The organism is Symplocastrum torsivum (assembly GCF_059505465.1).
Genome location: NZ_JCACKQ010000035.1, coordinates 35586 through 60262 on the forward strand (window position 1 = coordinate 35586; position 24677 = coordinate 60262).

The 24677-nt window shown below is 46.7% G+C and carries 21 protein-coding genes and 1 pseudogene; 19 read left to right on the forward strand and 3 right to left on the reverse strand.

The window, feature by feature from the left end:
• Positions 1-111 precede the first annotated feature (111 nt).
• Positions 112-816: a tRNA (guanosine(37)-N1)-methyltransferase TrmD gene (gene trmD, locus AC5JL3_RS11535; RefSeq protein ID WP_496074626.1), complete on the reverse strand. Its 705-nt coding sequence runs from the start codon at positions 814-816 to the stop codon at positions 112-114.
• A gap of 622 nt (positions 817-1438) precedes the next feature.
• Here trmD and AC5JL3_RS11540 point away from each other — a divergent pair.
• The 4 genes from AC5JL3_RS11540 (at position 1439) to AC5JL3_RS11555 (ending at position 7080) form a co-directional block, all read left to right on the forward strand.
• Entirely contained in the window at positions 1439-2290 is an 852-nt protein-coding gene (locus AC5JL3_RS11540; protein WP_496074644.1) for a cyanophycinase, read from the forward strand.
• Between the two features lie 217 nt (positions 2291-2507).
• Positions 2508-2690: a hypothetical protein gene (locus AC5JL3_RS11545; RefSeq protein ID WP_496074627.1), complete on the forward strand. Its 183-nt coding sequence runs from the start codon at positions 2508-2510 to the stop codon at positions 2688-2690.
• 225 nt (positions 2691-2915) lie between these two features.
• The gene (cphA, locus tag AC5JL3_RS11550) at positions 2916-5600 is read left to right on the forward strand and encodes a cyanophycin synthetase (RefSeq protein ID WP_496074628.1); all 2685 of its coding nucleotides are present in this window, start codon (positions 2916-2918) and stop codon (positions 5598-5600) included.
• Between the two features lie 262 nt (positions 5601-5862).
• Positions 5863-7080, forward strand: a complete 1218-nt coding sequence (locus AC5JL3_RS11555; protein WP_496074629.1) for a hypothetical protein — start codon at positions 5863-5865, stop codon at positions 7078-7080.
• Positions 7081-7170: 90 nt separating this feature from the next.
• Here AC5JL3_RS11555 and AC5JL3_RS11560 read toward each other — a convergent pair whose 3' ends face one another.
• Positions 7171-8202, reverse strand: coding sequence for a YdcF family protein (locus AC5JL3_RS11560; RefSeq protein ID WP_496074630.1), 1032 nt, complete (start codon positions 8200-8202; stop codon positions 7171-7173).
• Between the two features lie 294 nt (positions 8203-8496).
• Here AC5JL3_RS11560 and AC5JL3_RS11565 point away from each other — a divergent pair.
• From AC5JL3_RS11565 to AC5JL3_RS11610, 10 genes and pseudogenes are all read left to right on the forward strand, one after another.
• Positions 8497-8730: pseudogene (locus AC5JL3_RS11565) on the forward strand (UDP-glucose 4-epimerase GalE); the annotation flags it as partial.
• A gap of 208 nt (positions 8731-8938) precedes the next feature.
• Positions 8939-9223 carry a hypothetical protein gene (locus tag AC5JL3_RS11570; RefSeq protein ID WP_496074631.1) on the forward strand — a complete coding sequence of 95 codons (285 nt, stop codon included), beginning with the start codon at positions 8939-8941 and terminating at the stop codon, positions 9221-9223.
• A gap of 67 nt (positions 9224-9290) precedes the next feature.
• On the forward strand, positions 9291-9731 hold the full coding sequence (locus tag AC5JL3_RS11575) for a hypothetical protein (protein ID WP_496074632.1): 441 nt from the start codon (positions 9291-9293) through the stop codon (positions 9729-9731).
• Positions 9732-9898: 167 nt separating this feature from the next.
• Positions 9899-11041 carry a glycosyltransferase gene (locus tag AC5JL3_RS11580; RefSeq protein ID WP_496074633.1) on the forward strand — a complete coding sequence of 381 codons (1143 nt, stop codon included), beginning with the start codon at positions 9899-9901 and terminating at the stop codon, positions 11039-11041.
• 94 nt (positions 11042-11135) lie between these two features.
• Positions 11136-11867: an undecaprenyl-phosphate galactose phosphotransferase family protein gene (locus tag AC5JL3_RS11585; RefSeq protein ID WP_496074634.1), complete on the forward strand. Its 732-nt coding sequence runs from the start codon at positions 11136-11138 to the stop codon at positions 11865-11867.
• A 377-nt stretch (positions 11868-12244) separates the two neighbouring features.
• Positions 12245-13324 carry a GDP-mannose 4,6-dehydratase gene (gene gmd, locus AC5JL3_RS11590; RefSeq protein WP_496074635.1) on the forward strand — a complete coding sequence of 360 codons (1080 nt, stop codon included), beginning with the start codon at positions 12245-12247 and terminating at the stop codon, positions 13322-13324.
• 108 nt (positions 13325-13432) lie between these two features.
• Entirely contained in the window at positions 13433-14377 is a 945-nt protein-coding gene (locus AC5JL3_RS11595) for a GDP-L-fucose synthase family protein (protein WP_496074636.1), read from the forward strand.
• A 215-nt stretch (positions 14378-14592) separates the two neighbouring features.
• Positions 14593-14769 (forward strand): twin-arginine translocase TatA/TatE family subunit, encoded by a 177-nt coding sequence (gene tatA, locus AC5JL3_RS11600; RefSeq protein WP_192222290.1) that lies wholly within the window; start codon positions 14593-14595, stop codon positions 14767-14769.
• Between the two features lie 182 nt (positions 14770-14951).
• Positions 14952-16697, forward strand: a complete 1746-nt coding sequence (locus tag AC5JL3_RS11605; protein ID WP_496074637.1) for an ABC transporter ATP-binding protein — start codon at positions 14952-14954, stop codon at positions 16695-16697.
• Between the two features lie 252 nt (positions 16698-16949).
• Positions 16950-17375: an allophanate hydrolase-related protein gene (locus tag AC5JL3_RS11610; protein ID WP_192222288.1), complete on the forward strand. Its 426-nt coding sequence runs from the start codon at positions 16950-16952 to the stop codon at positions 17373-17375.
• A gap of 119 nt (positions 17376-17494) precedes the next feature.
• On the opposite strand, the gene AC5JL3_RS11615 is transcribed toward AC5JL3_RS11610, so the two are convergent.
• A complete protein-coding gene (locus tag AC5JL3_RS11615; RefSeq protein ID WP_496074638.1) occupies positions 17495-18091 on the reverse strand; it encodes an HNH endonuclease signature motif containing protein in 597 nt (198 codons plus the stop codon).
• 472 nt (positions 18092-18563) lie between these two features.
• On the opposite strand from AC5JL3_RS11615, the gene AC5JL3_RS11620 reads away from it, so the two are divergent.
• The 5 genes from AC5JL3_RS11620 to AC5JL3_RS11640 all read left to right on the forward strand — a co-directional run bounded on the left by AC5JL3_RS11620 (position 18564) and on the right by AC5JL3_RS11640 (position 24563).
• Positions 18564-19451: an ABC transporter permease gene (locus AC5JL3_RS11620; protein WP_496074639.1), complete on the forward strand. Its 888-nt coding sequence runs from the start codon at positions 18564-18566 to the stop codon at positions 19449-19451.
• An 8-nt stretch (positions 19452-19459) separates the two neighbouring features.
• A complete protein-coding gene (locus AC5JL3_RS11625) occupies positions 19460-20365 on the forward strand; it encodes an ABC transporter permease (protein ID WP_496074645.1) in 906 nt (301 codons plus the stop codon).
• Positions 20366-20392: 27 nt separating this feature from the next.
• The gene (locus AC5JL3_RS11630; protein WP_496074640.1) at positions 20393-21481 is read left to right on the forward strand and encodes an ABC transporter substrate-binding protein; all 1089 of its coding nucleotides are present in this window, start codon (positions 20393-20395) and stop codon (positions 21479-21481) included.
• A 108-nt stretch (positions 21482-21589) separates the two neighbouring features.
• Positions 21590-22765, forward strand: a complete 1176-nt coding sequence (locus AC5JL3_RS11635; protein WP_496074641.1) for an ABC transporter ATP-binding protein — start codon at positions 21590-21592, stop codon at positions 22763-22765.
• A 163-nt stretch (positions 22766-22928) separates the two neighbouring features.
• Positions 22929-24563 (forward strand): SGNH/GDSL hydrolase family protein, encoded by a 1635-nt coding sequence (locus tag AC5JL3_RS11640; protein ID WP_496074642.1) that lies wholly within the window; start codon positions 22929-22931, stop codon positions 24561-24563.
• The last annotated feature ends 114 nt before the right edge of the window (positions 24564-24677 follow it).

Consider the following 24677-nt stretch of genomic DNA (forward strand, 5'->3'; position numbering starts at 1 on the left):
AGATGACCTCGCGATCGCGTGCTACTGAGTAACGTCACGTCACCCCTCTAGCTTTCGTTCTGTCGCTTGGAGTGAATGAAAGTGAGACATCACACCTCACTTACCACTACTCTATTCGCGATCGCCTTTTGAATTCTTCACCCAATCGGTGTATAAATCAGGGCGGCGATCGCGTGTTCTTTGAATCTGCTGTTCTTTGCGCCAACGCTCAATTTTTGCATGATTTCCTGAGAGTAATACCTCCGGAACCTTCCACCCCCGAAACTCTGCGGGTCGTGTGTACTGGGGATAATCAAGCAATCCGGCTTCAAAGCTTTCTGCTTTGAGCGACTCAACTTTCCCAACCGTTCCCGGTCGCAACCGCACAACTCCATTAACTAACGCCAGTGCGGGAATTTCTCCACAAGTCAAGACAAAATCCCCTAAAGATACCTCCCGCGTTACCAAATGCAGTACCCGCTCATCAACACCTTCGTAATGCCCACAAATCACCACTAACTGATCGTAACCTGTTGCCAAGTCTACCAACAACCTCTGATTCATTGGTTGCCCTTGAGGTGTCATCAGGATGACCTCACGTCGGGGTAAAATCGGCAATGACTCCACAGCCGCAAAGATTGGCTCTGGTTTCATCAACATCCCCACACCGCCGCCATAGGGTTCATCATCGACTCGTCGGTGCTTGTCGGTAGTAAAATCGCGGGGATTGACTAAATTAACTTGGGCGATTTGTTTGGCTAACGCTTTACCGAGTAGCCCGGAACACAGAGGAGACGTAAAGAAATCGGGAAACAGCGTAACAATATCAAATCGCACAGGGGATTCATCGGGTGCCGAGCGTCGAGCGTTAGGAGAAATTGCCTAAAATTCTTGAATGACAACGGTCTGTGGCTCTCAAACAACAATAATTTGCCGTTGCTCAAGTCAGAGAACATTGAAGATATTATAACAAATTATTCACATTATCTGGCATTATGCATAGATAGTACTGCTTCAAAATAAGAAGATTGCCGACGTAAGCTGGCATTTCTTCATCAACTGGACAGTCAAAAGCTTAGATTGTTCAGGGAATTAGAGTAAAAGCTGCTAGTTACTGAAGCCGTCAAAGTTAATGGATAGAAGCTATTAGCATTTTTTCCACCCACAATCGACTGAGGAGTTGAGCCAGAATAAAAATTGCGATAGAGTGCCATTTCAATAAAAGGGGATTAGGGATTAGAGATTGGTGATTGGGGACTGGGTAACGTATGCAGGTACAGACTCTGTATTTTACAAACGCTCCGAACACGTCGGAGCATTCTCCACAGCGGAAGGTGGATGTCCCTCTATGAAGAGAAGAGAATGTCTTGTACAGTCCTCCCTCCTTAATCCTCATGCCCCTTGATAAGCAACACTCAATTATTTGACTTACCTCATTGATATGCCCAAAATCGACATTATGTTGCAGTTAGACTCTCAAGCCCACGAAACTAAGATGCCTCAATCGACTAAAACCGCGATTTTAGTGATCGGCGGTGCTGAAGACAAGGTTCATGGACGAGAGATCTTACATACGTTTTTTGGGCGTGCTGGGTCAGGTGATGCGCGAATTGGGATCATTCCGTCAGCTTCGCGAGAACCATCTGTGATTGGCGAACGCTATCAGCGGATTTTTGAGGATATGGGGGCAAAAGAAATCAAGGTATTAGACATCCGCGATCGCGTCCAAGCCGAAGATCCCCTGTTACAGGATTACGTTGAACAATGTACTGGTGTCTTCATGACGGGTGGTGACCAGTTGCGCTTGTGTGGGTTACTCGCAGACACACCCCTAATGGAAAAAGTGCGGCGACGAGTCCAACAAGGTGAAATTACCATAGCAGGCACCAGTGCAGGTGCAGCCGTCATGGGGCATCACATGATTGCTGGAGGCGGCAGTGGGGAGTCCCCGAATCGGTCTTTGGTAGACATGGCAACGGGACTCGGAATTATCCCAGAGGTAATTGTCGATCAGCATTTTCACAATCGCAATCGGATGGCACGTTTAATGAGTGCTGTAGCAGAACATCCAGAACGATTAGGAATTGGTATTGATGAAGATACCTGTGCCTTGTTCGAGAGAGATGGCTTATTACAGGTAATGGGCAAAGGCACTGTGACAATAATCGATCCAGGAGAAATGTCTTATACCAACCAACCTGATGTTAGTGCCACCGACCCAATTAGTCTCCATAATCTCCGGGTGCATATTCTTAGCTATGGCGATCGCTACCATTTACATAAACGTAGTCTCATCCCGCAGGACGGCTAAGTCCCATGGTTTCTATATCTTCCAGTTGGTTAGAGACCGTATAACAATACGAATGGCATCCTGTACGCTCCTATACCTCCTCCTGGAAAACATATCTGCTACTTTGGAGAAAACTGTTACTGGTGAACAGTTTAAGGGCTTTTTAAAGCTAGAAACTAGATAAGACTCGAAACCTCGTCCATGCCTGTAAGTCAGGGTTTAAGCAAGGTAACTTAGGATGAAGCCGTTACCCACCGATCAAAACTACACCTTTTGTGAAAAGAGCGTATTCATGCGAGGTCGGAACCACCAAGCAATAGACTTAACAGCGCTCGACGAGGTTTTTGCTGAGCGAGATAAAAATTTTCTCTATCCTTGTTGTTATGGAGGCACCCCTGCTCAAGCCAGCTCTCAAGTCTAGCTCTTTCGTAGCGTCTCCCATCGAGCCTCGCTATGTGATAGCTGGCTTGAGTGTGACGATTGGAAGAGCAAACCCCTCTTACGCTTGTTTAAGGATTTTGGCACATCTTGACGACGTGTCTTTCGCTCACACCCTACAGGAGTAAGGAGTAAAGGCGCATTTTTTGTAATTGCTTCTTGATACTTTCTTTCTGATCCCAATCGTGAATCACCCTCAAAAGTTGCTATGAGAATTCTGAAAATCCAGACGTTACGCGGACCCAACTATTGGAGCATTCGACGCCACAACCTCGTCGTCATGCGTCTCGATTTAGAGGAACTAGCAGAAAAACCCTCCAACGAGATTCCTGGCTTCTACGAGGGACTGATTGCTACACTACCTAGTCTGGAGGAACATTTCTGTTCCCCCGGTGTTCGGGGTGGTTTCCTCAGCCGTGTGAACAGAGGCACGATGATGGGGCACATCATTGAACACGTTGCCCTAGAACTGCAAACAATGGCAGGTATGCCAGTGGGATTTGGTCGCACCAGGGAGACAGCGACACCGGGAGTCTACCAGGTTGTGATTCAGTACATTGACGAACAAGCGGGTCGTTATGCCGCACGGGCAGCTGTACGGCTGTGTCAGAGCATTGTCAGTACTGGCAGCTATCCCAAAAGTGAATTAGCGCAAGATCTGAAAGACTTGCAAGACCTTGCTCGCGATGCCGCCCTCGGTCCAAGTACAGAAACGCTTGTCAAAGAAGCAGAAGCAAGAGATATTCCCTGGATGCCTCTGAGCGCTAGAGCGATGATTCAGCTCGGCTATGGTGTCCACCAGAAGCGAATTCAGGCAACATTGAGCAACTACTCTGGAATTTTAGGAGTTGAGCTAGCTAGTGATAAAGAAGGTACAAAACAAATTCTCCGGGATGCAGGTGTTCCTGTGCCACGCGGTACAGTAATTCAATATTTGGATGAGCTAGAAGGCGCGATCGAAGAAGTCGGTGGCTTCCCAATTGTTATTAAGCCCTTGGATGGCAATCATGGACGGGGCATCACAATTGATATTAATAGTTGGGATGAGGCGGAACAAGCCTACGATGTTGCCAGAGATATCTCACGAGCCGTCATTGTAGAACGCTTCTATAAGGGTCGCGACCACCGCGTGTTAGTGATTAATGGCAAAGTTGTGGCGGTGGCAGAACGAGTCCCAGCTCATGTAATTGGGGATGGTAAGTCCACCGTTGAGGAACTGATTGAGACAACAAATCGTGACCCGAATCGCGGTGAAGGTCATGATAACGTTCTCACTAAAATCATCGTAGACCGCACCAGTATGGATTTGTTGGTACGTCAGGGATACACCCTGGATACGGTACTAAACTCAGGGGAAATTTGTTACCTGCGGGCGACAGCTAACCTCAGTACAGGAGGGATCGCTGTAGACCGGACTGACGACATCCACCCAGAAAATATTTGGTTAGCGCAACGAGTTGCTAAAACAATTGGTCTGGATATTGCCGGAATTGATATTGTCACCCCTGATATTACCCAGCCTCTGCGGGACGTAGACGGCGTTATTGTGGAAGTGAACGCTGCCCCAGGGTTCCGAATGCACGTCTGTCCGAGCATTGGTCTTGCCAGGAATGTCGCTGCCCCAGTGATGGAAATGCTCTTTCCCAATGGTAAATCCGGTCGGATTCCCATGATTGCGATTACAGGGACAAACGGAAAAACGACAACGACACGCCTAATTGCTCATATTTATCGGCAAACTGGACAAGTTGTCGGCTACACCACCACGGATGGCATCTACATTGATGACCATGTTGTGGAAAAAGGTGATACAACCGGGCCTCAAAGCGCTCAGGTTATTCTCAAAGACCCAACGGTTGAGGTTGCTGTCCTGGAAACAGCGCGTGGTGGGTTACTACGTTCTGGCTTAGCATTTGAGAGCTGTGATGTTGGCGTTGTCTTGAATGTTGCGGCTGACCATCTGGGTATTGGGGACATCGACACGATTGAGCAGTTGGCTCACCTAAAAAGTGTTGTCGCAGAGGTTGTGAGTCCTAAGGGGTATGCTGTCCTTAACGCGGATGATCCCCTGGTTGCCGAGATGGCGAAGCGGGTGAAGGGTCAGGTGGCTTACTTCTCAATGAACCCAGGAAATGAGCTGGTGCAAAAACACACGCGAGGTGGTGGTCTAGCGGCGGTGTATGAGAATGGCTATTTGTCGATTCTGAAAGGTGATTGGACGCTGCGAATTGATCAGGCTGTGCATTTGCCAGTGACAATGGAGGGACGAGCGCCCTTCATGATTGCAAATGCGTTAGCGGCAAGTCTTGCTGCCTTTGCTCAAGGGGTGCCGATTGAGGCAATTCGAGCGGCGTTAACAACCTTCCGGGCTTCTGTCAATCAGACTCCAGGACGGATGAATTTGTTTAATCTTGGTAGCTACCATGCGCTTGTTGATTATGCCCACAATGCGGCAAGTTATGAAGCGCTAGGTAGTTTTGTCCGCAATTGGCCTGGAGAACGCATTGGGGTGATTGGTGGACCTGGCGATCGCCGCGATGAAGACTTCATTGAACTCGGCCGACTCTCAGCACAAATCTTTAACCGGATAATTATTAAAGAAGATGATGATCTGCGGGGGCGTTCGAGTGGGGAGGCGTCTGAGTTGATCGCTAAAGGGATTAATCAAGAAAAGCCAGATTGCCCTTATGAAACGATTCTCAAGGAAATCGAGGCAGTTAATACTGCATTGGATCAGGCGAAACCAGGCAGTTTGGTGGTGATTCTACCTGAAAGTGCCTCCAGAGCCATTAGTCTGGTTGAGGCACGTCACCCCATACCAGAGACTGTCTATCAGACAGTTGCCATAGATAGCCAAGTGAATTTGAGGACATCAGTGGTGAACAAGGTATAAGCAGGTAACAATAGTTCCTAGTCATAGGGTAGGGTGCGTTGTAACGTACCCTACTTAACTACTCGGCTACCTATGGAAAGGTGAGATGGAGTAAGGGACTGGCAAGAAAACAATAACTCGTTTCAGCCGTCTGACTCATATAAATCGATAACTGCCCGCTGTAGGTGTTGAGAATGCCAAAGAGAATTGCGCTTGGGGAACCTTGACTGAATATAATCTGTCCAACCCTCAAGCCAGTCGTCTTTGTAGAAATTTAGTGTGCATGATTATCCGTAAGTTTTTCAATCGAGTCGCTGCCACCGTTGTGGTTACCGGAATGATACTAGCGATCGCTGCTGATCTAGGCGCAGCAGCTACCCGGCTGAAGAACGGTGAGACGGTTAATGGGTTTATCCGGACTACCTCTCCCACCTTCCGCTATCGAAACGAATCTCTTCGGGATACTCCCTTGCAGATGGCTGCTGGTGAGGAATATTTATTTAACGCCCAGCGAGGCGATACTATCCAAGTTTCAGTTGATGTTGAAGAAGGTAGTAATCTCTCACCAATCTTAGTTCTGACTTCTTCACAGACGGGTAGCCAAGTGGCATATACTGACAAAACCAATTTTCTGCGGTATCAGGTGCCTGCGACTGGGGAATACAGACTCCTAGTTTTAGGTCAAACTAATACTAGGGGCAGGTATACGCTTTCCGTTTCAGGAAATAGCGAACAGACAACCGCTCAAACTCCCTCGAATCAGAATCAAACGAAAGATCCCAGACGACAACTGCTAGAAAATGACTATGGGTTGAGGGTTCTGGAGAACTGTCCCCCCGCTAGAGGTTCGTTAGTCGTCGTCTCTTTTCCAGAATCCGATCAAACCTATACCTACTGCGCCAACCCCAACCGCCTGCTTCAGGCAGGACAGTATACTTATGAGGCTAGAACAGATCGGTTAAACCCAGGAGCGCCCACTGCCCAAACTCGATCAACTCAAACGACAGATCCCAGACGACAACTGCTGCAAAATGAGTATGGCTTGATGGTTCTGGAGAACTGTCCTGCCGTAAGGACTTCTTTAGTGGTGGCTTACTTTCCAGAATACGGTCAAACTTACACCTACTGCGCCAACGCCAACCGTTTTGTCCGAGCAGGAGAATATACCTATGACCTGAGGGTTAGTGAATTAAAGCCGGGAGCACCTGCTGCTCAAACCCCATCCTCGCCAACTACACCAAGCCCAACCACAGATTCCAGAAAACAAACACTGCAAAGAGACTTTGGATTGACGGTTTTAGATAACTGTCCGGCATCAACCAGTTCTTTTGTTGTCGTGTCTTATCCCGAAGGGGGTCAAACCTATCGCTATTGCGCCAATCCTAACCGGGTTTTCCCAGCCGGAGAATACACCTATAACGCCAGCAACCGCAGATTGGAACAAGCTAAGAAACCACAGTCATGCACTGTAGAACTTGGTGGAATCTGTATTATTCGGTAATAGTAAAAACCTACCCTTGTGAGGTACTCCCTTCCCCAGCCTTAAATATTCTTTTATGGGGAAGGGAGTAAATATGATCGCGAGAGCGAGTTAAATGATTACCGGCGCTAGCCAGCCTCGTAAGTAGTAATAAAGCGAGGTCAGAAACTCCTCAACGATGCGTGTAGTAACGGTGAGTGCTTCAACAGTGGGGAGGAACGATTCGATCCGAAGGCGTAATCTCGGTGTTGCCCCAGCCTGAAATCCTACAAAGTCCGTAGGTCGAGAAATTACGTTGATTCCGACATCCGCAAAGGTTAGCCTCGCACGGCGGCTATTGAGTCCAGAGGTAACCAGGAGGACACGGCTGTTGCCGAGTTGCCGACTTCTTAAAATATTGTTTACCTCTATAGCACTGCTACGCAGATCTACCCCTCTGGGTTCAACCACAATCTGTTCACGGGGAACGCCTAGTTGCGTCAGTAAGGTGGCAATATCATTAGCCTCAGTTGTCTGGTCTTGATTGCCTTGCAAATCCGCTCTAGGACCAGCGCTAACAATTACTAGAGGTCGGGTACCTGCGGCAACCTGTTCCCGATAAAGCTGAGCGGCGTAAAGAATGCGATCGCCTGTATCGGTTAGCTGAATTTGTGTGCGGTAGGGTAGGTTAGCTTGGGTTGTTCCCCGTCCCAGCACCACAATCGCCCCAACAGGAGCGGTTCCTGTCGGTGTCACATCAGCCGGACACACCCCCTGGCAAAGCTCTTGGCGTCGTTGCTCAGCTTGAATTGCTCCGAGTTCAGTCCGTTGAGCCAGCTGATTCGCCAAGATTGGGGTACTAGAAACTAGCAAAATCAGTAGCGCTGCCGAAACCAGATTCCTTGATTTACCAAGCCCTTGGCGTAAGGCAATGATTAACAGCAAAATAGAAGCTCCCACTGGCTTCAGGGGAAATGCGAGAATGTTCCATGCTGCTGATACCAACCTATCGTTGGGAAAGAAAAACGCCAGCACGATGATTGCAAACAGAAACAACCCCCCAATCAGGGTAAGATACGCTCTAGGGATTACTTTCAGCAGCAGTTGGTAAAGAATAACTGTCAGCAGCAGCCACAGCAGTACTTGGGTAAGTAGTAGGAACATCGTTAAGAACCAGTGAGTGGTGAGTTGGTGGTCGTTGGTTGTTAATTGTCAGTCTGACCACTCAAAATAACAACTAACAATTAGTAGCTGGTAGTACCGTCGTTTCGGTGACGCCTGATCTCCCTAAACTAGGATTTGAATCGCTATTACACGGGCATTATACTCGCCATTGGAGCAATAATTGTCTATAAAATCAGCGTGGGTGCGTCAGGCTAGTCAATTGCTTCATGTCTTGTTACTTCCTGTTCCTGTGACTGTGCTTGATTATGAAGTTTTTCTAGGCAGGCTATATTGTTTAACTTAGGCAATGGCAACGGCTTCTCCGTTCGGCAAGTGATCGAAACTGCACGGCAAGTCACCAATCGGGACATCAACATCGTAGAATGCGATCGCCGCCCCGGAGACCCCCCGCTTTGGGTTGGCAGTTGCGACAAGGCACAAAAAATCCTTGGCTGGTATCCTCAATACTCAGACCTCAGTAAAATTATCAGCAATGCTTGGCATTGGCATCAACGGTGTCATCAATAAAGTCATTCGGGACAAGATGGATACCGTTTCGGCTCACGTTGTACCGTTGACTTTTCTCTCATAGACATGGCAATATGCCACTTTTCACACAAGAAGCGATTGTTGAGTTATTTTGCTTTTGGATCAGAAAAAATTGCCGGTGAATAGACACGCTCAGACAGGAGAGGCTCAAAGCAATTCAACTCCTACAAACAAGGAGGAACTTGGCGTGGAAACCCGAATCAATCGCTTGGAGTCAATTGTTGAACAAATTGGAGAGGCAGTCCTGGCAACTACTGAGACGATTGATCGTTTGGCTGACCGTGTGGATGCCCTTGCGATTCAGGTGCAGCACCAAGGGCACCAAGTTCAACAACAGGGCTATCAGCTCTTTGCTTTAAGTGACGCGGTGCAAACGCTTGCAGAAACTCAACATGATTCTCTCCAGCAACTGGGTCAACTAACAGAAACTTTGCAACGCATTGCTGCTGCACTCGAAGCAACAGAAAAGTAAAGCTTTCAAGCACAGAGAAAATATGCTAGGACAACGAGAGTGCCCAAAATTCATTAGGAGAGCATTAATGCATTTTCCGAAGCGGTACTTCGTCCTTTTTTCTTTAACTACCGCCATCAGCTTGTGGACTGTTAGCTGCACCCAGAGCAAAGTCTCTGAGTGTAAAAAGATTATGGAGGTTGCCAACAGGGCTGTTAGTGAAGCGAAATCTGTCACCAAGGGTGAAAAGGCGAATGACCCTAAATCTGTCATGCAAGCCGCTGATGCGATGGAAAAAGCTTCTCGTGCTATGGAAGCCATCAATGTTAAGGACGAAAAACTCCAAGACTATCAAGCTGGTTTTATTAATGTCTATCGCGATACCAGCAAAGCGACGCGCAACTTCATCGCCGCTTCACAAAAGAATGACCGTTCAGCAGCTGAAGCGGCTCGGCTTGGTGTGCAACAAGCCACGACCTTGGAAAAACAGATTGTCGCGGACTTTAACACCTACTGCTCCGGTAGCTAGACCTTCGCGACGAAAGTTTTTGTTTTAGCTCTCAGCTTTAGGAGAGTAAAGGCTTGGTACTTAGAGCCTTGAGTTTTATTTTCAAAACCGAAAGCTGACCGCTAAAAGCTGAGAGCCACCTGCCTCAGCTTGCGGTAAGCTCTTAGTCTGACAAGCATTATGGGTAAATGTCCTTGAAGTATGCCCTAGTTCATGAATGGTTGACACCCAAAGCAACTGGCGGGTCAGAACTAGTAGTTCAAGAAATCTTAAAGCATGTTGATGCCGATCTTTATGCCTTGATTGATTTTGAATCTACTAACCCCCAGAGTTATCTGTTTGGGCGTTCGATTGGCACCACATTTTTGCAACACTTACCCAATGCCTATAATGGTGTCCAAAAATATCTCCCACTACTCCCTCTAGCAATTGAACAGCTGGACTTACGCGAGTATGATGTCATCCTCTCTTCTTCCCACGCTGTCGCTAAAGGAATCCTAACCACACCGCAACAGCCCCATATCTGCTACTGCCACACCCCCATGCGCTACGCCTGGGATTTGACATTTGATTATCTCCGTAGTAGTCGCCTAGGCCGTGGTGTTCAAGGCTTTCTCACGCGGTATCTGCTGCATCGGCTACGTCAGTGGGATGTGCTTTCAGCCAACCGAGTGGATTACTTTATTGCTAACTCCCACCATACCGCACGTCGCATCTGGCGCTGCTACCGCCGTCAAGCTGAAGTCATTTACCCGCCAGTCAATATTGAACGCTTTCCCTTTCAGGCTCAAAAAGAAGATTTTTATCTCACGGTTTCCCGGCTAGTCAGTTATAAGAAAGTTTCGTTGATTGTCGAAGCCTTCAATCAACTAGAACGCCCACTCGTTGTGATTGGGGATGGACCAGAGTTGGAGACAATTCGTAATCTGGCACGACCAAATGTAAAAGTGCTGGGATTTCAGCCAGACTCGGTGGTTGAGCAGTATTTAGCTAAAGCCAAAGCTTTTGTGTACGCTGCAATTGAAGATTTTGGCATTGCTCTTGTGGAAGCTCAAGCCTGTGGAACGCCAGTTATTGCTTATGGCGCTGGTGGTGCGCTGGAAACGGTGCGGGATATTCGGCAACATTCAGACCGTGCAACGGGTCTATTTTTTCTAACTCAGAGTGCAGCAGCGTTAATCGAAGCCGTAAAAACCTTTGAGGAGTCAAAAGGAGTGTTTAGTCCCGAAATGAGCCGATTAAACGCTGCTGAATTTGCCCCAAACGTTTTTGGCGATCGCTATTTGAGTTTTCTGGAGCAGTGTCAAGAGGACTTTCAATCTCGACTTTGAACTAACAAATTCGTGTTTCCAGAGCGAAGAACACCTTAGCAAGCGTCTTCTGGCTTTATGATCATGACGGTGTGGTGTGAAGTGAAGGAGTAAGATGACTGCCGAAAGCCAACTTATCTCCGTCAAGATGTTGAGAACGTTCGTGAAGCGAGGATTTCAGCCACTCGCGGCGCGAAACAGACAGCGAGGTCTATCTCAACATCGCTTAGACGGAGATCTCGCCAAGCGGCTGTTTGATGTCATATTTGCGCTGTTGGTTCTGATTTTGTTTTTGCCGATTTACCTGATACTTGCCCTGTTGATTGCGCTCAGTTCACCTGGACCAATTTTCTATGTCCAAGAACGTGTCGGGAAAGATTACAAGGCTTTTGGTTGTATAAAATTCAGAACAATGGTAGAAAATGCCGATGAGATATTAGACGATATTATGGCAACATCCCCGCACTTGCGTAATGAGTTTGAGGATAATTTCAAGCTCAAGCAAGACCCTCGGATTACTGCCATTGGAAAATTTCTACGGATTACTAGCCTAGATGAGTTTCCTCAATTTTGGAATGTTTTGAAAGGAGATATGAGTGTTGTTGGTCCTCGACCGTTAGTACCAGAGGAACTACCAAAGTACGGTTGTCATATGGACAAAGTTCTGAAAATTCGACCAGGTCTTACTGGCTTATGGCAAGTTTCAGGGCGTAATGACATTCCTTATGAGCGTCGGGTTCAGATTGACGTTTACTATGTTAACTTCCGGAGTTTTTGGTTGGATTTATGGGTGATAGTGAGAACTCTTGGTGTAATCATTGCTCCCAAAAATAATGGCGCGTACTGAGGGAGATACCAGGAATGTTCAGGCATTCTATAAATGGCGGATAGCTTTGCTTGTTGGGAAGATCGGGGATAGGATGACGGGAGAATGTGTTGCAGGAACTTGCTTGATCTGCCGCTTCCCTGCCAATTATCTCCTCATTAGTTTGTCTAAATGTTTAAATGTAGACCCACCTATCCATTTATCCCTTATTCTTGGTGTTCCGTAGAGTTCGCTAAAACCAACGGCATAAGTTATGCTATTGCACACTTCGCAATGGGAGAATTTTAAGTAAATTTAAAGTTAATTGATTTAGCTCCCCACTACTCTAGTTGGAGTATCGATTCAACAAAGCAAGCAGTTGTCGTGGGTGCCCACATTTGTCACAGGAAGATTTTTAGATGACGCAACGAAAGAAAGCGCTGATCACCGGCATCACAGGACAAGACGGTTCCTATTTGAGTGAGTTGTTGCTGGAGAAAGATTATGAGGTTCACGGAATCATTCGGCGGACTTCCACGTTTAACACCGACCGAATCGATCACATCTATGTAGACCCTCACAATGAAAATGCACGGTTATTTCTCCACTACGGTGACTTGACCGATGGTGTTACCCTGCGCCGGATTTTAGAGGAAGTTAAGCCAGTAGAGATTTACAACCTCGGCGCTCAATCCCATGTGCGTGTGAGTTTTGACTCACCAGAATATACTGTTGATTCTGTGGGAATGGGAACGCTACGCCTGTTGGAAGCGATTCGAGACTATCGCCAGCGCACTGGCATTAATGTGCGTTTCTATCAGGCGGGTTCTTCTGAGATGTTTGGGAAAGTCCAGGATGTACCACAAAAGGAAACCACTCCGTTTTATCCAAGGAGTCCCTACGCTTGTGCCAAGGTTTATGCTCACTGGCAAACCGTGAATTATCGTGAGTCCTATGGGATGTTTGCTTCTAATGGGATACTGTTTAACCACGAATCGCCACGTCGGGGGGAAACCTTTGTTACGCGGAAAATCACGAGAGCGATCGCCCGAATTGTAGCAGGTCAGCAGAAAAAACTTTACCTAGGCAATCTCGACTCAAAGCGAGACTGGGGCTACGCCAAAGACTACGTCAAGGCAATGTGGCTGATGCTACAGCAAGATGAGCCGGATGATTACGTTGTCGCTACAGGCGAAACGCATTCGATTCAGGAATTCCTAGATATTTCCTTTAACTGCGTCAATCTGGATTGGCACGACTATGTGGAATTTGACAAACGCTATCTCCGTCCCGCTGAAGTGGATTTACTAATTGGTGACCCGACCAAGGCACGTCAGAAGCTTGGTTGGGAACCTTCCATAACATTTGAGCAATTAGTCGCCTTAATGGTGGAAGCGGACTTGCGAGCGCTGGGTTTGCCTTGGCTCAATGGCGAAGCTTCACAGCTAATGAGTGATAACGCTTATATTCGTCAGAGTGTGGGCAGTATGGTTGATTAAAGTACGTGAGGGGGCTTGCAGCAAGTCCGTTCGCAAAAAGTAACACTATCGAATCGCGACTGATTGAAGAGAAAAATTCAGCAGTGCTAGGCAAGGATGGCAACAGCAATGGCAAGTTTAGATTTGAGTAATAAAAGAATTCTTGTCACAGGTGGGGCAGGATTTCTAGGGCGTCAAGTAGTGGCGCAACTGTGTCAGGCAGGTGCTAAGCCAGACAAGATTAGCGTACCGCGATCGCATGACTATGACCTCCGTTCCCTAGAAAAGTGCCAACAAGCTGTTGAACAGCAGGATGTTGTCATTCACTTAGCCGCGCACGTTGGAGGTATAGGGCTAAATCAAGAAAAACCCGCTGAACTGTTCTACGACAATCTGATGATGGGAACACAGCTAATTCATGCTGCTTATCAAGCGGGTGTGGAAAAGTTTGTGTGTATCGGCACGATCTGTGCCTATCCCAAGTTCACGCCAGTTCCATTTAAAGAAGATGACCTCTGGAATGGCTACCCAGAGGAAACCAACGCGGCATACGGAGTAGCAAAGAAAGCCCTACTCGTTCAACTCCAATCCTATCGGCAGCAATATGGGTTTAATGGTATCTACTTGCTACCTGTGAACTTGTATGGGCCAGAAGACAACTTCGACCCCAAGAGTTCTCACGTCATCCCGGCATTGATTCGTAAGATACACGAAGCTCAGCTCATAGGAGAAAAGAAATTACCCGTGTGGGGAGACGGTAGCCCAACTCGTGAATTTCTCTACTCAACGGATGCCGCACGGGGGATTGTCATGGGGACGGCTGATTACAATGACCCAGAGCCAGTAAATTTAGGCACGGGTTATGAAATCTCTATTCGTGACCTGATCACCTTACTGTGTGAATTGATGGAATATGATGGCGAAATTGTCTGGGAAACCGATAAGCCCAACGGACAACCCCGTCGCTGTTTAGATACCGAACGGGCAAAGCAGACCTTTGGGTTTACGGCACAGGTGGACTTTCGACAAGGGCTAAAAAATACCATTGACTGGTATCGCCAAAACGCTGCCTAGTTTCTGTTTTGTTCACTGTTGAGACCCTTGACAGTTATAGCAGTAGCCACGACTGTTAGGAATTAACGGGAGCCAAGGAACATAGCTAGAGCTGATTTGACCCAAAGCTGACCGCTGAAAGCTGACTGCTATAACTGTTAACAAAGTTAGTTTCTCACTCTCGGTAGCCCTCTCCTGTCTATAGTTAGTGAAGGAGAATCTATAGGAAATTTATTATGTTTGGTTTAGGATGGCCCGAAGTCGGAATTATTGCGATCATAGCGCTGATCATTTTTGGTCCTAAGAAAATTCCAGAAGTGGGCAGCGCTTTGGGAAAAACTCTCAGAGGCTTTAAGGAAGAGATCAATAAGCCGACATCTGAGCAAGAGGATACAGATCAAGATCGCTCATAACGATTAGGACTTTTCCGAAAATAAGTTCGGGGTTTTTCACGGGGAAGCACTACGGGGTCTAACAAGTTGAGCGGATTACTGAAGCCAGAGCAACATAACCACAACACTTAGGTAATCTCACTTTTTGTGCAGGGAGCCAGTACTAGCCATCATCTACAATCGAAAATTGTTAGATTTGTAACATGGCTAACTCGCGTCTGCAAAAACTGCTAGCTTATCTGCGCCCTCACTGGCAGCAAGCTACACTAGGCATCGTTGCTCTACTAATTGTTAATGGAATCGGAGTCTATATCCCTCTACTAATTAGGGATAGTATTGACGAGTTGCGTCAAGCCGTCAGCTTTGACTACATCTGGCGATTTGTGTTGCTTATCCTAATTCTCTCAAGCGTAATGTGGGTGATTCGGATGGCATCACGGATTCTGCTGTTTGGATTGGGGCGTCAGGTGGAATTTGACCTGAAGCAGAAAATTTTTCAACACTTGCTGACGCTGGAGCCATCCTATTTTTCTACCAATACAGCCGGAGATTTAATCAACCGCGCTACCAGTGATGTTGATAATATTCGGCGTTTGCTGGGGTTTGCTGTATTGAGTCTGGCAAATACTGTGTTTGCCTATGCTCTAACACTACCAGTGATGATGTCGATTAGCTTACGGCTAACCGTATTGGCGATCGCAGTTTATCCGTTCATGTTGATTACTGTCCAGCTATTTAGTGAAAATCTACGCAACCAACAGCTAACGGTTCAGGAAGAACTCTCAAGCTTGAGTGAACTGATTCAGGAAGATATGAGCGGCATCTCCCTGATTAAGATTTATGCTCAGGAGCAAAACGAGCGCCGTGCTTTTCGACAGCTCAATGGACAGCTTTTGGGAGCAAATCTTAAGCTAGCAAGAACACGGAACATCTTGTTCCCTGTGATTGAAGCTCTTGCTTATGTCAGCTTGCTAGCGCTGCTGTGGGTTGGTTCTGGCTCGATCGCGTCTGGAGCAATTAGTATTGGGGACTTTATTGCGCTGGTTCTCTACGCTGAACGTTTAGTTTTCCCAACTGCGCTTCTCGGTTTCACGATTACTGCTTATCAACGGGGTGAAGTGAGTGTTGATCGTGTCGAATCAATTCTCATGGTCAAGCCACAGATTGCCGATGCTCCCGATGCGATTAGTCTACCTGAACCTGTGAAAGGTCAGCTTAAGGCGGTTAACCTAACTTACACTTTTCCTGGTTCAAAAACTCCAGCCCTTAAAGAGGTAACCTTCACGATTAATGCAGGTGAAACCGTAGCAATTGTGGGAGCAATTGGTTCAGGAAAATCTACGCTTGCCAATGCCTTACCCCGTCTGCTGGATATTGAGCCTCATCAGCTATTTTTAGATGGACAGGATATTACAAAAGTGCGTTTGCCTGACTTACGCAAAGCGATCGCTTATGTTCCCCAAGATAGCTTTCTCTTCAGTACCAGCATCAAAAACAATATCTGCTACGGTAATCCTTTAAGCGAACAGCCGGAAGTCGAACAGGCTGCTAAACAAGCGCAAATCCAGTCAGAAATTCTCAACTTTCCTCAACAATACGAGACAATCGTCGGTGAACGGGGAATTACCCTCTCTGGTGGACAGAGACAAAGAACGGCTTTAGCTAGAGCCTTGTTAATGGATGCACCTGTGCTGATTCTTGATGACGCTCTTTCGAGTGTTGATAATCAAACAGCGACTCAGATTTTGGAAAATCTCTCCCAAGGCGTTCAGCGCAAAACTGTAATTTTTATCTCTCATCAACTCTCGGCGGCGGCTACCGCTGACCGGATATTTGTCATGGAAGCCGGTCAAATTGTTCAAACAGGTACTCATGCTGAGCTTCTACAACAGCCGGGTTTGTATTACTCACTTTGGAATCAGCATCATCTCGAAGAAATACTCCGTTGACACTCCCCCTGCCAAAGGTGCGGGGATTCTTGGTTCAATCAGGTAAACTCCAATTTCCAGTCATTGTGGCACTCCTTCTTCAGTGGTTGGAATCAAAAAGGTGTGGTCAGTGGCTTGCTTGGACACATTAAATACTGTATACAAGATACAGAATACAAATGAAATCCAGCTTTAGCAGCAATTCAACTGTATACGAAAGCACAATTCTGCCTTCAACCTATTTATCCGCGTTACAGAGGAGTGAGAGACACTATGAGTCAAACAGAGATCACAACCACACGAGTATTCATCTGTGGTTCTGCCCTTCGGGGTCAACCTGACCACGGCAACCTTGGGGAAGCCAAGTTCATCAGAGAAGCCAAAACGCGCCCACTTTATCGCTTACACGCAGCAGAAAATGGTTGGCACCCGGCAATTTACCAAGTAGCTGAGGGCGGTATTTCTATTCCAGGGGAAGTGTATGAACTGAGTTTAGAACAGTTTGAACACCTTGCGGCAACAGAGCCACCCCATATGTATGCTAGTGATGTGGTCTTAGAGGATGGAGAAGTAGTGACGGCTTTCCTGTATCCCCGTGAGCTAGTTGAGAAGTACAACTGGGTTGATATTTCTCACTACGGTGGATGGGCCGCTTACAAAGCGGGTAGTGTAGCCAATGCATCACTCTCATTAAATTAAGGGGAATGGCACTGACTTAAGCGAAAAGTAATCATTCGTTGGAAAAACCTGCATTGGGGGATGTTGCTCCCCAAACCCCCCACTGGACAATGCTATTAAATTAAGGCGATCGCATCACGCTACCTTTTTAAATTCTCCAATCGAGTCTTCTCTGTGTGGGCTTTACGAGACAAGACTTGAAGATTCTTTAGCGTCGTTAAACCACCCTCCGACATCGGCTTGATGTGGTCAATTTGAAAATCTCTCCGCATCTGGCTCTTAAACCCACTCACGGCACAAGTGATGAATCCCTTCGCATCCGTGCATCTAGCAAACACATCATCCTTGATTTCTCTGTACTCGGCTGGCTCTCTCTCCCTAATTGCGAGAAGTGAGAGGCTTTCTAGCGGTACTTCGTCGAGAATCACGGTCGGTGGGCTTACTGTCAAGTCAGGATACACTCCGAGCAACTTATTCATTTCAATATCTACTTGCTTCTTGAAATACAGGTAGTTATATCCGAATAGAACTTGCCAAAAAGATTTGTCGTCATTCCACAGAGAGGCGAGATACTCAGTTTCTTGTTTACGAGTTAAGTCACTTTCATAAATATGCCTCGCAACAATGGACAAATCACATTTTCTACGTTCGCTAAATGCTATAAATTCTGGCTCAACCTGCTTCTGAGCATAGAAGCGTAGAATATTCTCGACATCAGCATCTCTGTAGCCAAGCAAGAATGGATGATCAGGAAAATAGATTTCCTTTGTGAGTTGCAGTAGATATTTTAGTTCTTCCTGCGTATGATTCTCTAGGATTTTTGCCTACATTGACTTGAATCTGACCTGAGTACTCAACTTGAACCGTTTGCATAGTACTGGAAAACTAAAACGACTATGGATGAGGATTGAAGGCTGAACCAAAGTTTTGTTCAACGGTCTACAGCCTTGTAGCACCCTTAGTCACAGTGTTCCCAAACTGAACGTGAGGTAAACACCAATCTCAGTGCAATTACCCTACCGATAGCCTTAAGCTAACAAATCTCCTATCCCAGCCAGAAAAGAAATTAACCTATAGTGTCGCAAGCAACATTTTGAGAGTGCCGCACAAGTTTTAATACACTTCAGTCAACAAATCCTGACGCTCAGAATACCGACAGCATCATAACTAGACGGCTGTCTCTTGTCCGTAACTAAGGACAAACGACAAATGACCATTTGGCAGCAACAGCAACACCAATCCACTTCAACCATTGAGACTCGTAAACGCACGAATCTATTCGTTTTCCTATTTCCCGCAACCGCTTGGCTGCTGCTGTTTTTCATCGTACCATTACTTATTGTGCTGCTGTATGGCTTCCTCGAACGCGGCACCTATGGCGGTATTACTTGGGAATTCACCCTACGAAACTATCAGCGCGTCACTAGTGGACTTTATTTAGGTGTAATCTGGCGGTCAATATGGCTAGCCTTAATCACCACTGTTGCTTGCTTGCTGATTGGCTACCCGTTAGCCTTCTTCATTGCCACGAGTTCAACCCGTTGGCGCAATGCCTTACTATTACTAGTCATTATTCCCTTCTGGACTAACTTCCTAGTGCGTACCTACGCCTGGATTGTTCTGCTGCGTACCGAAGGTGTTTTTAACGTTGCCCTCCAAAGTACGCAACTGATTGACGAACCACTCACTCTCCTGTTCACCCCCTTTGCCGTCACCGTTGGCTTAATTTACGGCTACCTCCCCTTCATGATTTTGCCCTTGTACGCCACAATGGAGCGCTTTAACTTCTCGTTAGTTGAAGCCGCGCAGGACTTGGGAGCAAATGACTTGCGTACCTTTTTTCGTGTAGTGTTGCCCTTAACAATGCGGGGAGTTATCGCGGGTTCGCTGCTCGTTTTTATCCCAGCAGTGGGGGCTTTCGTTACACCCGATATTCTTGGCGGTGCAAAAACGTTGATGGTAGGAAACCTTATCCAAAATCAGTTTCTTAAAGCGCGTAACTGGCCTTTTGGTTCGGCGCTTTCGATGTTGCTAATGGCAGTTGTGTTAGTTCCGGTGCTGATTTATTTCCGGACATCTGAGGAGGTGAAATCCTGATGGCAATTATGGCAACAGGTAAGGGGGGAGAGGCAAGAGGCGAGAGGCAAAAGATAAAAACTGATTTACTGATTCGCTCACTTGGAAGACAGGGGCTAAAGCTGGTTTCTTTATTAGGGTTTGCCTTCCTCTACCTGCCCATTTTCATCTTAGTGATTTACTCCTTCAATACTTCCCGCTTCAATGCCGTTTGGCGAGGCTTTACCTTGGACTGGTATCGCAGCCTATTGCAAGGAGTATCAGACGGAACTGCCAGTATTAGCGATGTCTTGATTTGGGATGCACTGAATAACAGTCTGCTAGTTGCAGCGATTTCTACGATATTGGCAACAATTTTCGGCACAATGATTGCGCTGGCATTGGAACGATTTCGGTTTCCAGGACGTGCGGCTGTGGAAGCGTTACTATTTCTGCCAATCATCATCCCTGAAATCACGATGGGCATTTCTTTACTCGTCTTCTTTAGCCTAGTATTTCAGTTGATTGAGAATCTAACGGGTATTCATTTAGTATTGGGCTTACCGACAGTAATTATTGGTCATGTAGCATTTAATATCTCATTTGTAGCAATTACAGTGAGGGCGCGGTTAGCTGATTTAAATCCAGCCATAGAAGAGGTGGCAATGGATTTAGGAGCGAATGAATGGCGGACGCTGTGGCGCATCACCCTACCTCTGATTTGGCCAGGTATTTTTAGCGCAGCATTGCTTGCCTTTACTCTATCTTTGGACGACTTTGTAGTAACCTTCTTTACATCGGGTGTAGGGTCAACCACTCTACCGCTTTTTGTCTACGGAATGATTAAATTTTCAGTAACACCAGCGATTAACGCTATTTCTACTTTAATGTTATTGGCTTCTATGCTACTGGTTGTGTCTTCACTAGTTGTTGGACAACGAGAGCGTTTGGGATAACACCATATTATTACTCTTGGAATAACTATGAGAAAACGATTACTTCTTTTCCTATCCTTATTTTTCCTCGCTGTCCTGTTACCACTCGGTTGTAGTGGTAATCGCCCAAATGTTTCAGAAACGGGGAGTGAAAATGCGAATAATGTCCTCAATGTCTATAATTGGACGACTTACATCGCAGAGGACGCTATTACCGAATTTGAGAAAAAGTTTGGAGCGAAAGTCAAGTACGACACCTTCGAGAGTAATGATGCTCTCTACGCTAAACTTAAGCCTGGAAATCCTGGTTATGATGTGGTTTTTCCAAGTGACTACATGGTGACAACCATGAGGGCGGAAGGGTTGCTGGAAGAACTAAATTTAGACAATATCCCGAACATCAAGAACGTTGATTCTAAGTTTATGAACCCCCCTTACGATCCAGGTAACAAATATAGTCTCCCTTACCAGTGGGGGACGATGGGAATTGGCTACAACATCAAGGCAACAAAGGGTGAGATAAATAGTTGGGGGCAACTATTTGAGCCGAAGTTTAAGGGCAGAGTCGCGCTGCAAGATGAGATGCGCGTTACCTTGGGTGGGATTTTAATGTATCTCGGCTACGACCCGAACACAACAAACCAGGATGAACTCAATAAAGCGCGGGATTTTTTAATCAAGAATAAAGATGCGATCGCATCTTTTGCTCCGGATACAGGTCAAGCACTACTCGATCAAGGCGAGGTCGATCTCACCCTTGAGTATAGCGGTGATATTTTCCAGTTAATGAAAGAAAACAAAGATATCCGCTACGCAATTCCCAAAGAAGGAACAATTGTCTGGACTGACACCATGGCAATTCCCAAAGGTGCGCCAAATAAAGAACTTGCTGAAAAATTTATTAACTTCATCCTTGAACCAGAAATTGGGTCAAAAATCTCTAACTTTATCCAATATGGGACACCGAATAAAGCAGCAATAGATAAGGGCTTAATCGAGAAAAAAGACTTTGAAAATTCTTCAATCTATCCAAAGCAGGAAGTATTTTCTAAGCTTAAATACATCCAAGATATCGGTGAAGTAACGCAGTTCTATGACGAAGCTTGGACAGAAGTGAAAGTTGGCATTGGTAAATAATCTGCTCAATAAACACTCTTTGGTAACCCGTTCGTAGGGGCGCACAGCCGTGCGCCCTTAAAATTTATCTGTAACTTAACCAACATTCCTCTAACGACAACGAAGCCAATGGAATCTTATGCAGTCGAATTAAAAAATGTTTTCAAAACGTTTAAAGACTCACAAAACAAAGACTTCCAAGCAGTTAATAACATCAATCTCCAAATTGCTGAAGGAGAATTTTTTTCCTTACTTGGGCCGTCTGGTTGTGGCAAGACGACAACGTTGCGGATGATTGCTGGCTTCGAGATACCAACCTCTGGCGAAATCTACATCCACGGCTTACCGATGCAGAATCGCCCACCATTTCATCGTCCAGTCAACACCGTATTCCAGAACTATGCTTTATTTCCCCATCTTACGGTGACTCAAAATGTCGCCTTTGGGCTAGAAATGGAAAATGTGCCACGAAAAGAAATTCAGCGACGGGTGGCAGAGGCTTTGGCACAGGTACAACTTACAGGTAGGGAAAAGCGCTATCCGCGCCAGTTATCGGGTGGACAGCAGCAGCGAGTTGCCTTGGCACGCGCCTTAGTCAAACAGCCAGCCGTACTACTTTTTGACGAACCTTTAGGTGCTTTGGACTTGAAGCTGCGAAAAGAAATGCAGCTAGAACTCAAGCACATGCAGCAACGCTTGGGAGTAACATTTATCTACGTCACCCACGACCAAGAAGAAGCGCTGACGATGTCTGATCGAATTGCTGTGATGAATCAAGGTCAGGTGCTACAGGTGGGAACACCAATGGAAATCTACGAAGACCCAACGTCTCGCTTGGTCGCGGATTTCATTGGTGAGACAAACTTTCTTACAGGTCGTGTCATCCAGCAGCTTGCTTCTGAAGTTGTGGTATTGGTGGATGAACAGTTACCCGTGTCTGTCGCTTGTACAGATGAGCTTCCAGTGGGTAAAGTTGTCACCTTGGTTATACGTCCAGAAAAAGCAGAAATTCAGCCGTCAGGCTACTCAGACGAGCCTTGTTTGCTAGGAACGCTGGAAGAAGCAGTCTACATTGGCACGGATACACGCTACGTTATCCGCTTGACTGAACAAAGCTCAATAGTTGTCCGTACACAGAACTTGCACCGCCGCAATCTGCACCGCTATGCTTCCGGTGAAATGGTACAAGTGTTGGTGTCGCCGGATAGCATTCGCATTTTGGACGAGGATTTGTCAGCTTATGAGGGATATGCTCGTCAAATGGTGAAGGAGAGAGAGCCAAAGAATACTACTGCCTCAGTTTAGGGTGTTGCCTACTGAATTTGCCTATACCAAACTGGTAGGAGCGTATCCCACAAAAAGCTCTGCTTTTGCAATATATACATGAGATGATTGTCAATTTAGTGGCGATCGCTTTTTGCATAACCCATACACTTTGCCTAAACGTGTTCTCCTCATCACGAAGTAGGTGAGACCAGAAAAAAATGGAGAACTGGTTCTAATGCGTCGGATTCGCTTTGTCGCTGTTGTTCTTGTCAGCTTTGTTGTTGCTTTAGGCGCATCGTTCTTCTCCCCAGGCACGTTCCTGAACCGCGCCCTCTCGGTTACTTTGTGCAGTGTCTTAAGCCTCAACTCGACGCTGTGTACGGATTCTTTAGCGGAATCGCCTGAACAGCTACTAGCGGCGAATCAGCCTACTCTCGAAATCAGGACTCGCTCTGATGACATCCCGAAGGAACTTGTCCTTCAGGACGAGAACTCAGCCTTTGTGCCGCCTACTTCGGCTCTGGATGATTCTAACTTTGGTGCGAGAATCCAGCGTACTATGACGCTACTTGCCACGAGTACCCCAGAACACCACAATCCTGTACGGATTCTGTTCTATGGTCAATCGATTACGAAGCAGGATTGGTGGATTGATGTCGCGAATGACCTAAAAAAACGCTTCCCTTATGCAGATTTTGTTATCGAGAATCGTGCGATCGGGGGATTTGCTGCCCCACTGCTAATCCGTCCCGCAGAACATGATCTGTACCCTTTCTATCCCGATCTGATGATCTTCCATGTTTATGGGGGAGATGACGACTATGAGGCAATTATCGCTAACGTGCGCCGCCGCACAACGAGCGAAATTGCGTTTCACTCCGACCATATCACCTGGTTACCCACAGGGACTTCCGATGATGACTCAGAAAAGCTCAAGACTTACCAGTGGCACGACTACCACTCCACTCAATGGTTGCCCCAACTTGCCGATAAGTATGGATGCGAATTGATCGAGATTCGCGAACCCTGGAAGCGATATCTAAAGGACAACAATTTACAGCCGCAAGATCTACTCTCTGATGGTGTTCACCTCAACGATCGCGGAAATTTCCTGCTGGCAAGTCTCGTAAAGCCACACCTTCGCTACAATCAACAGTCCCCTACTAACTCGTCGAAGGATTTGGTGCGAACGTACACAGTAGGAACGGATGTGGAGTGGAAAGATGGCAGACTTGTTCTGGAGTTTGAGGGTAACCGGATAGACGCGATCGCAGCCAAATCCACTGACGGCAAGTCGAATCAAGCGCGTGTTCTAATTGATGGCAAGAAACCCTCCACGTTTCCTGAACTCTATGCGATCACGCGATCGAGTGACATCGTAGGTGTTGATTGGCCAGCGATCATCCAAGTGTCTTGGGAGAAACCACTGATCGTAGAAGACTGGACAGCACGTATCACCGAGATCAACGACGATGCAAGCCTATTTAAGTTTGAAGTTTTCGGCTCCAAAACGGGGTTTGATGGTAGCGGCGTAAGCGATCACAAGTTTGTCTCCAACTCTGGTCGTGTCGTCATCGAACCCAGTAACTGGTGGTTGAAAAGCGCCTATGAATTATCCGGCAAACCTACCCCGGAAGGCTTTCAGATCAAGTGGCAGGTTAAACCGATGTTTGTTGATGTATACGTTGCGCCGAAAATCGAAGATGCTAGCCGTGAGTACTTCACAACGTTGGCGCAGAATTTGAGCAACTCCAAACACACACTTGAAATCATCCCTGACAAAAACGGGCTTGTCCCGATCGAAGCGCTTCGCGTGTACCAACCACCCTTACGGTAAACTAATCCCGCTAGGGCGTGTTTTCTCGCCTGCCCCCTTAAATTCAGATCCCCCCCAGCCCCCCTTAAAAAGCTATGCATTAGTCACATCTTTCTTAACAAGCTTGAAAGCCTT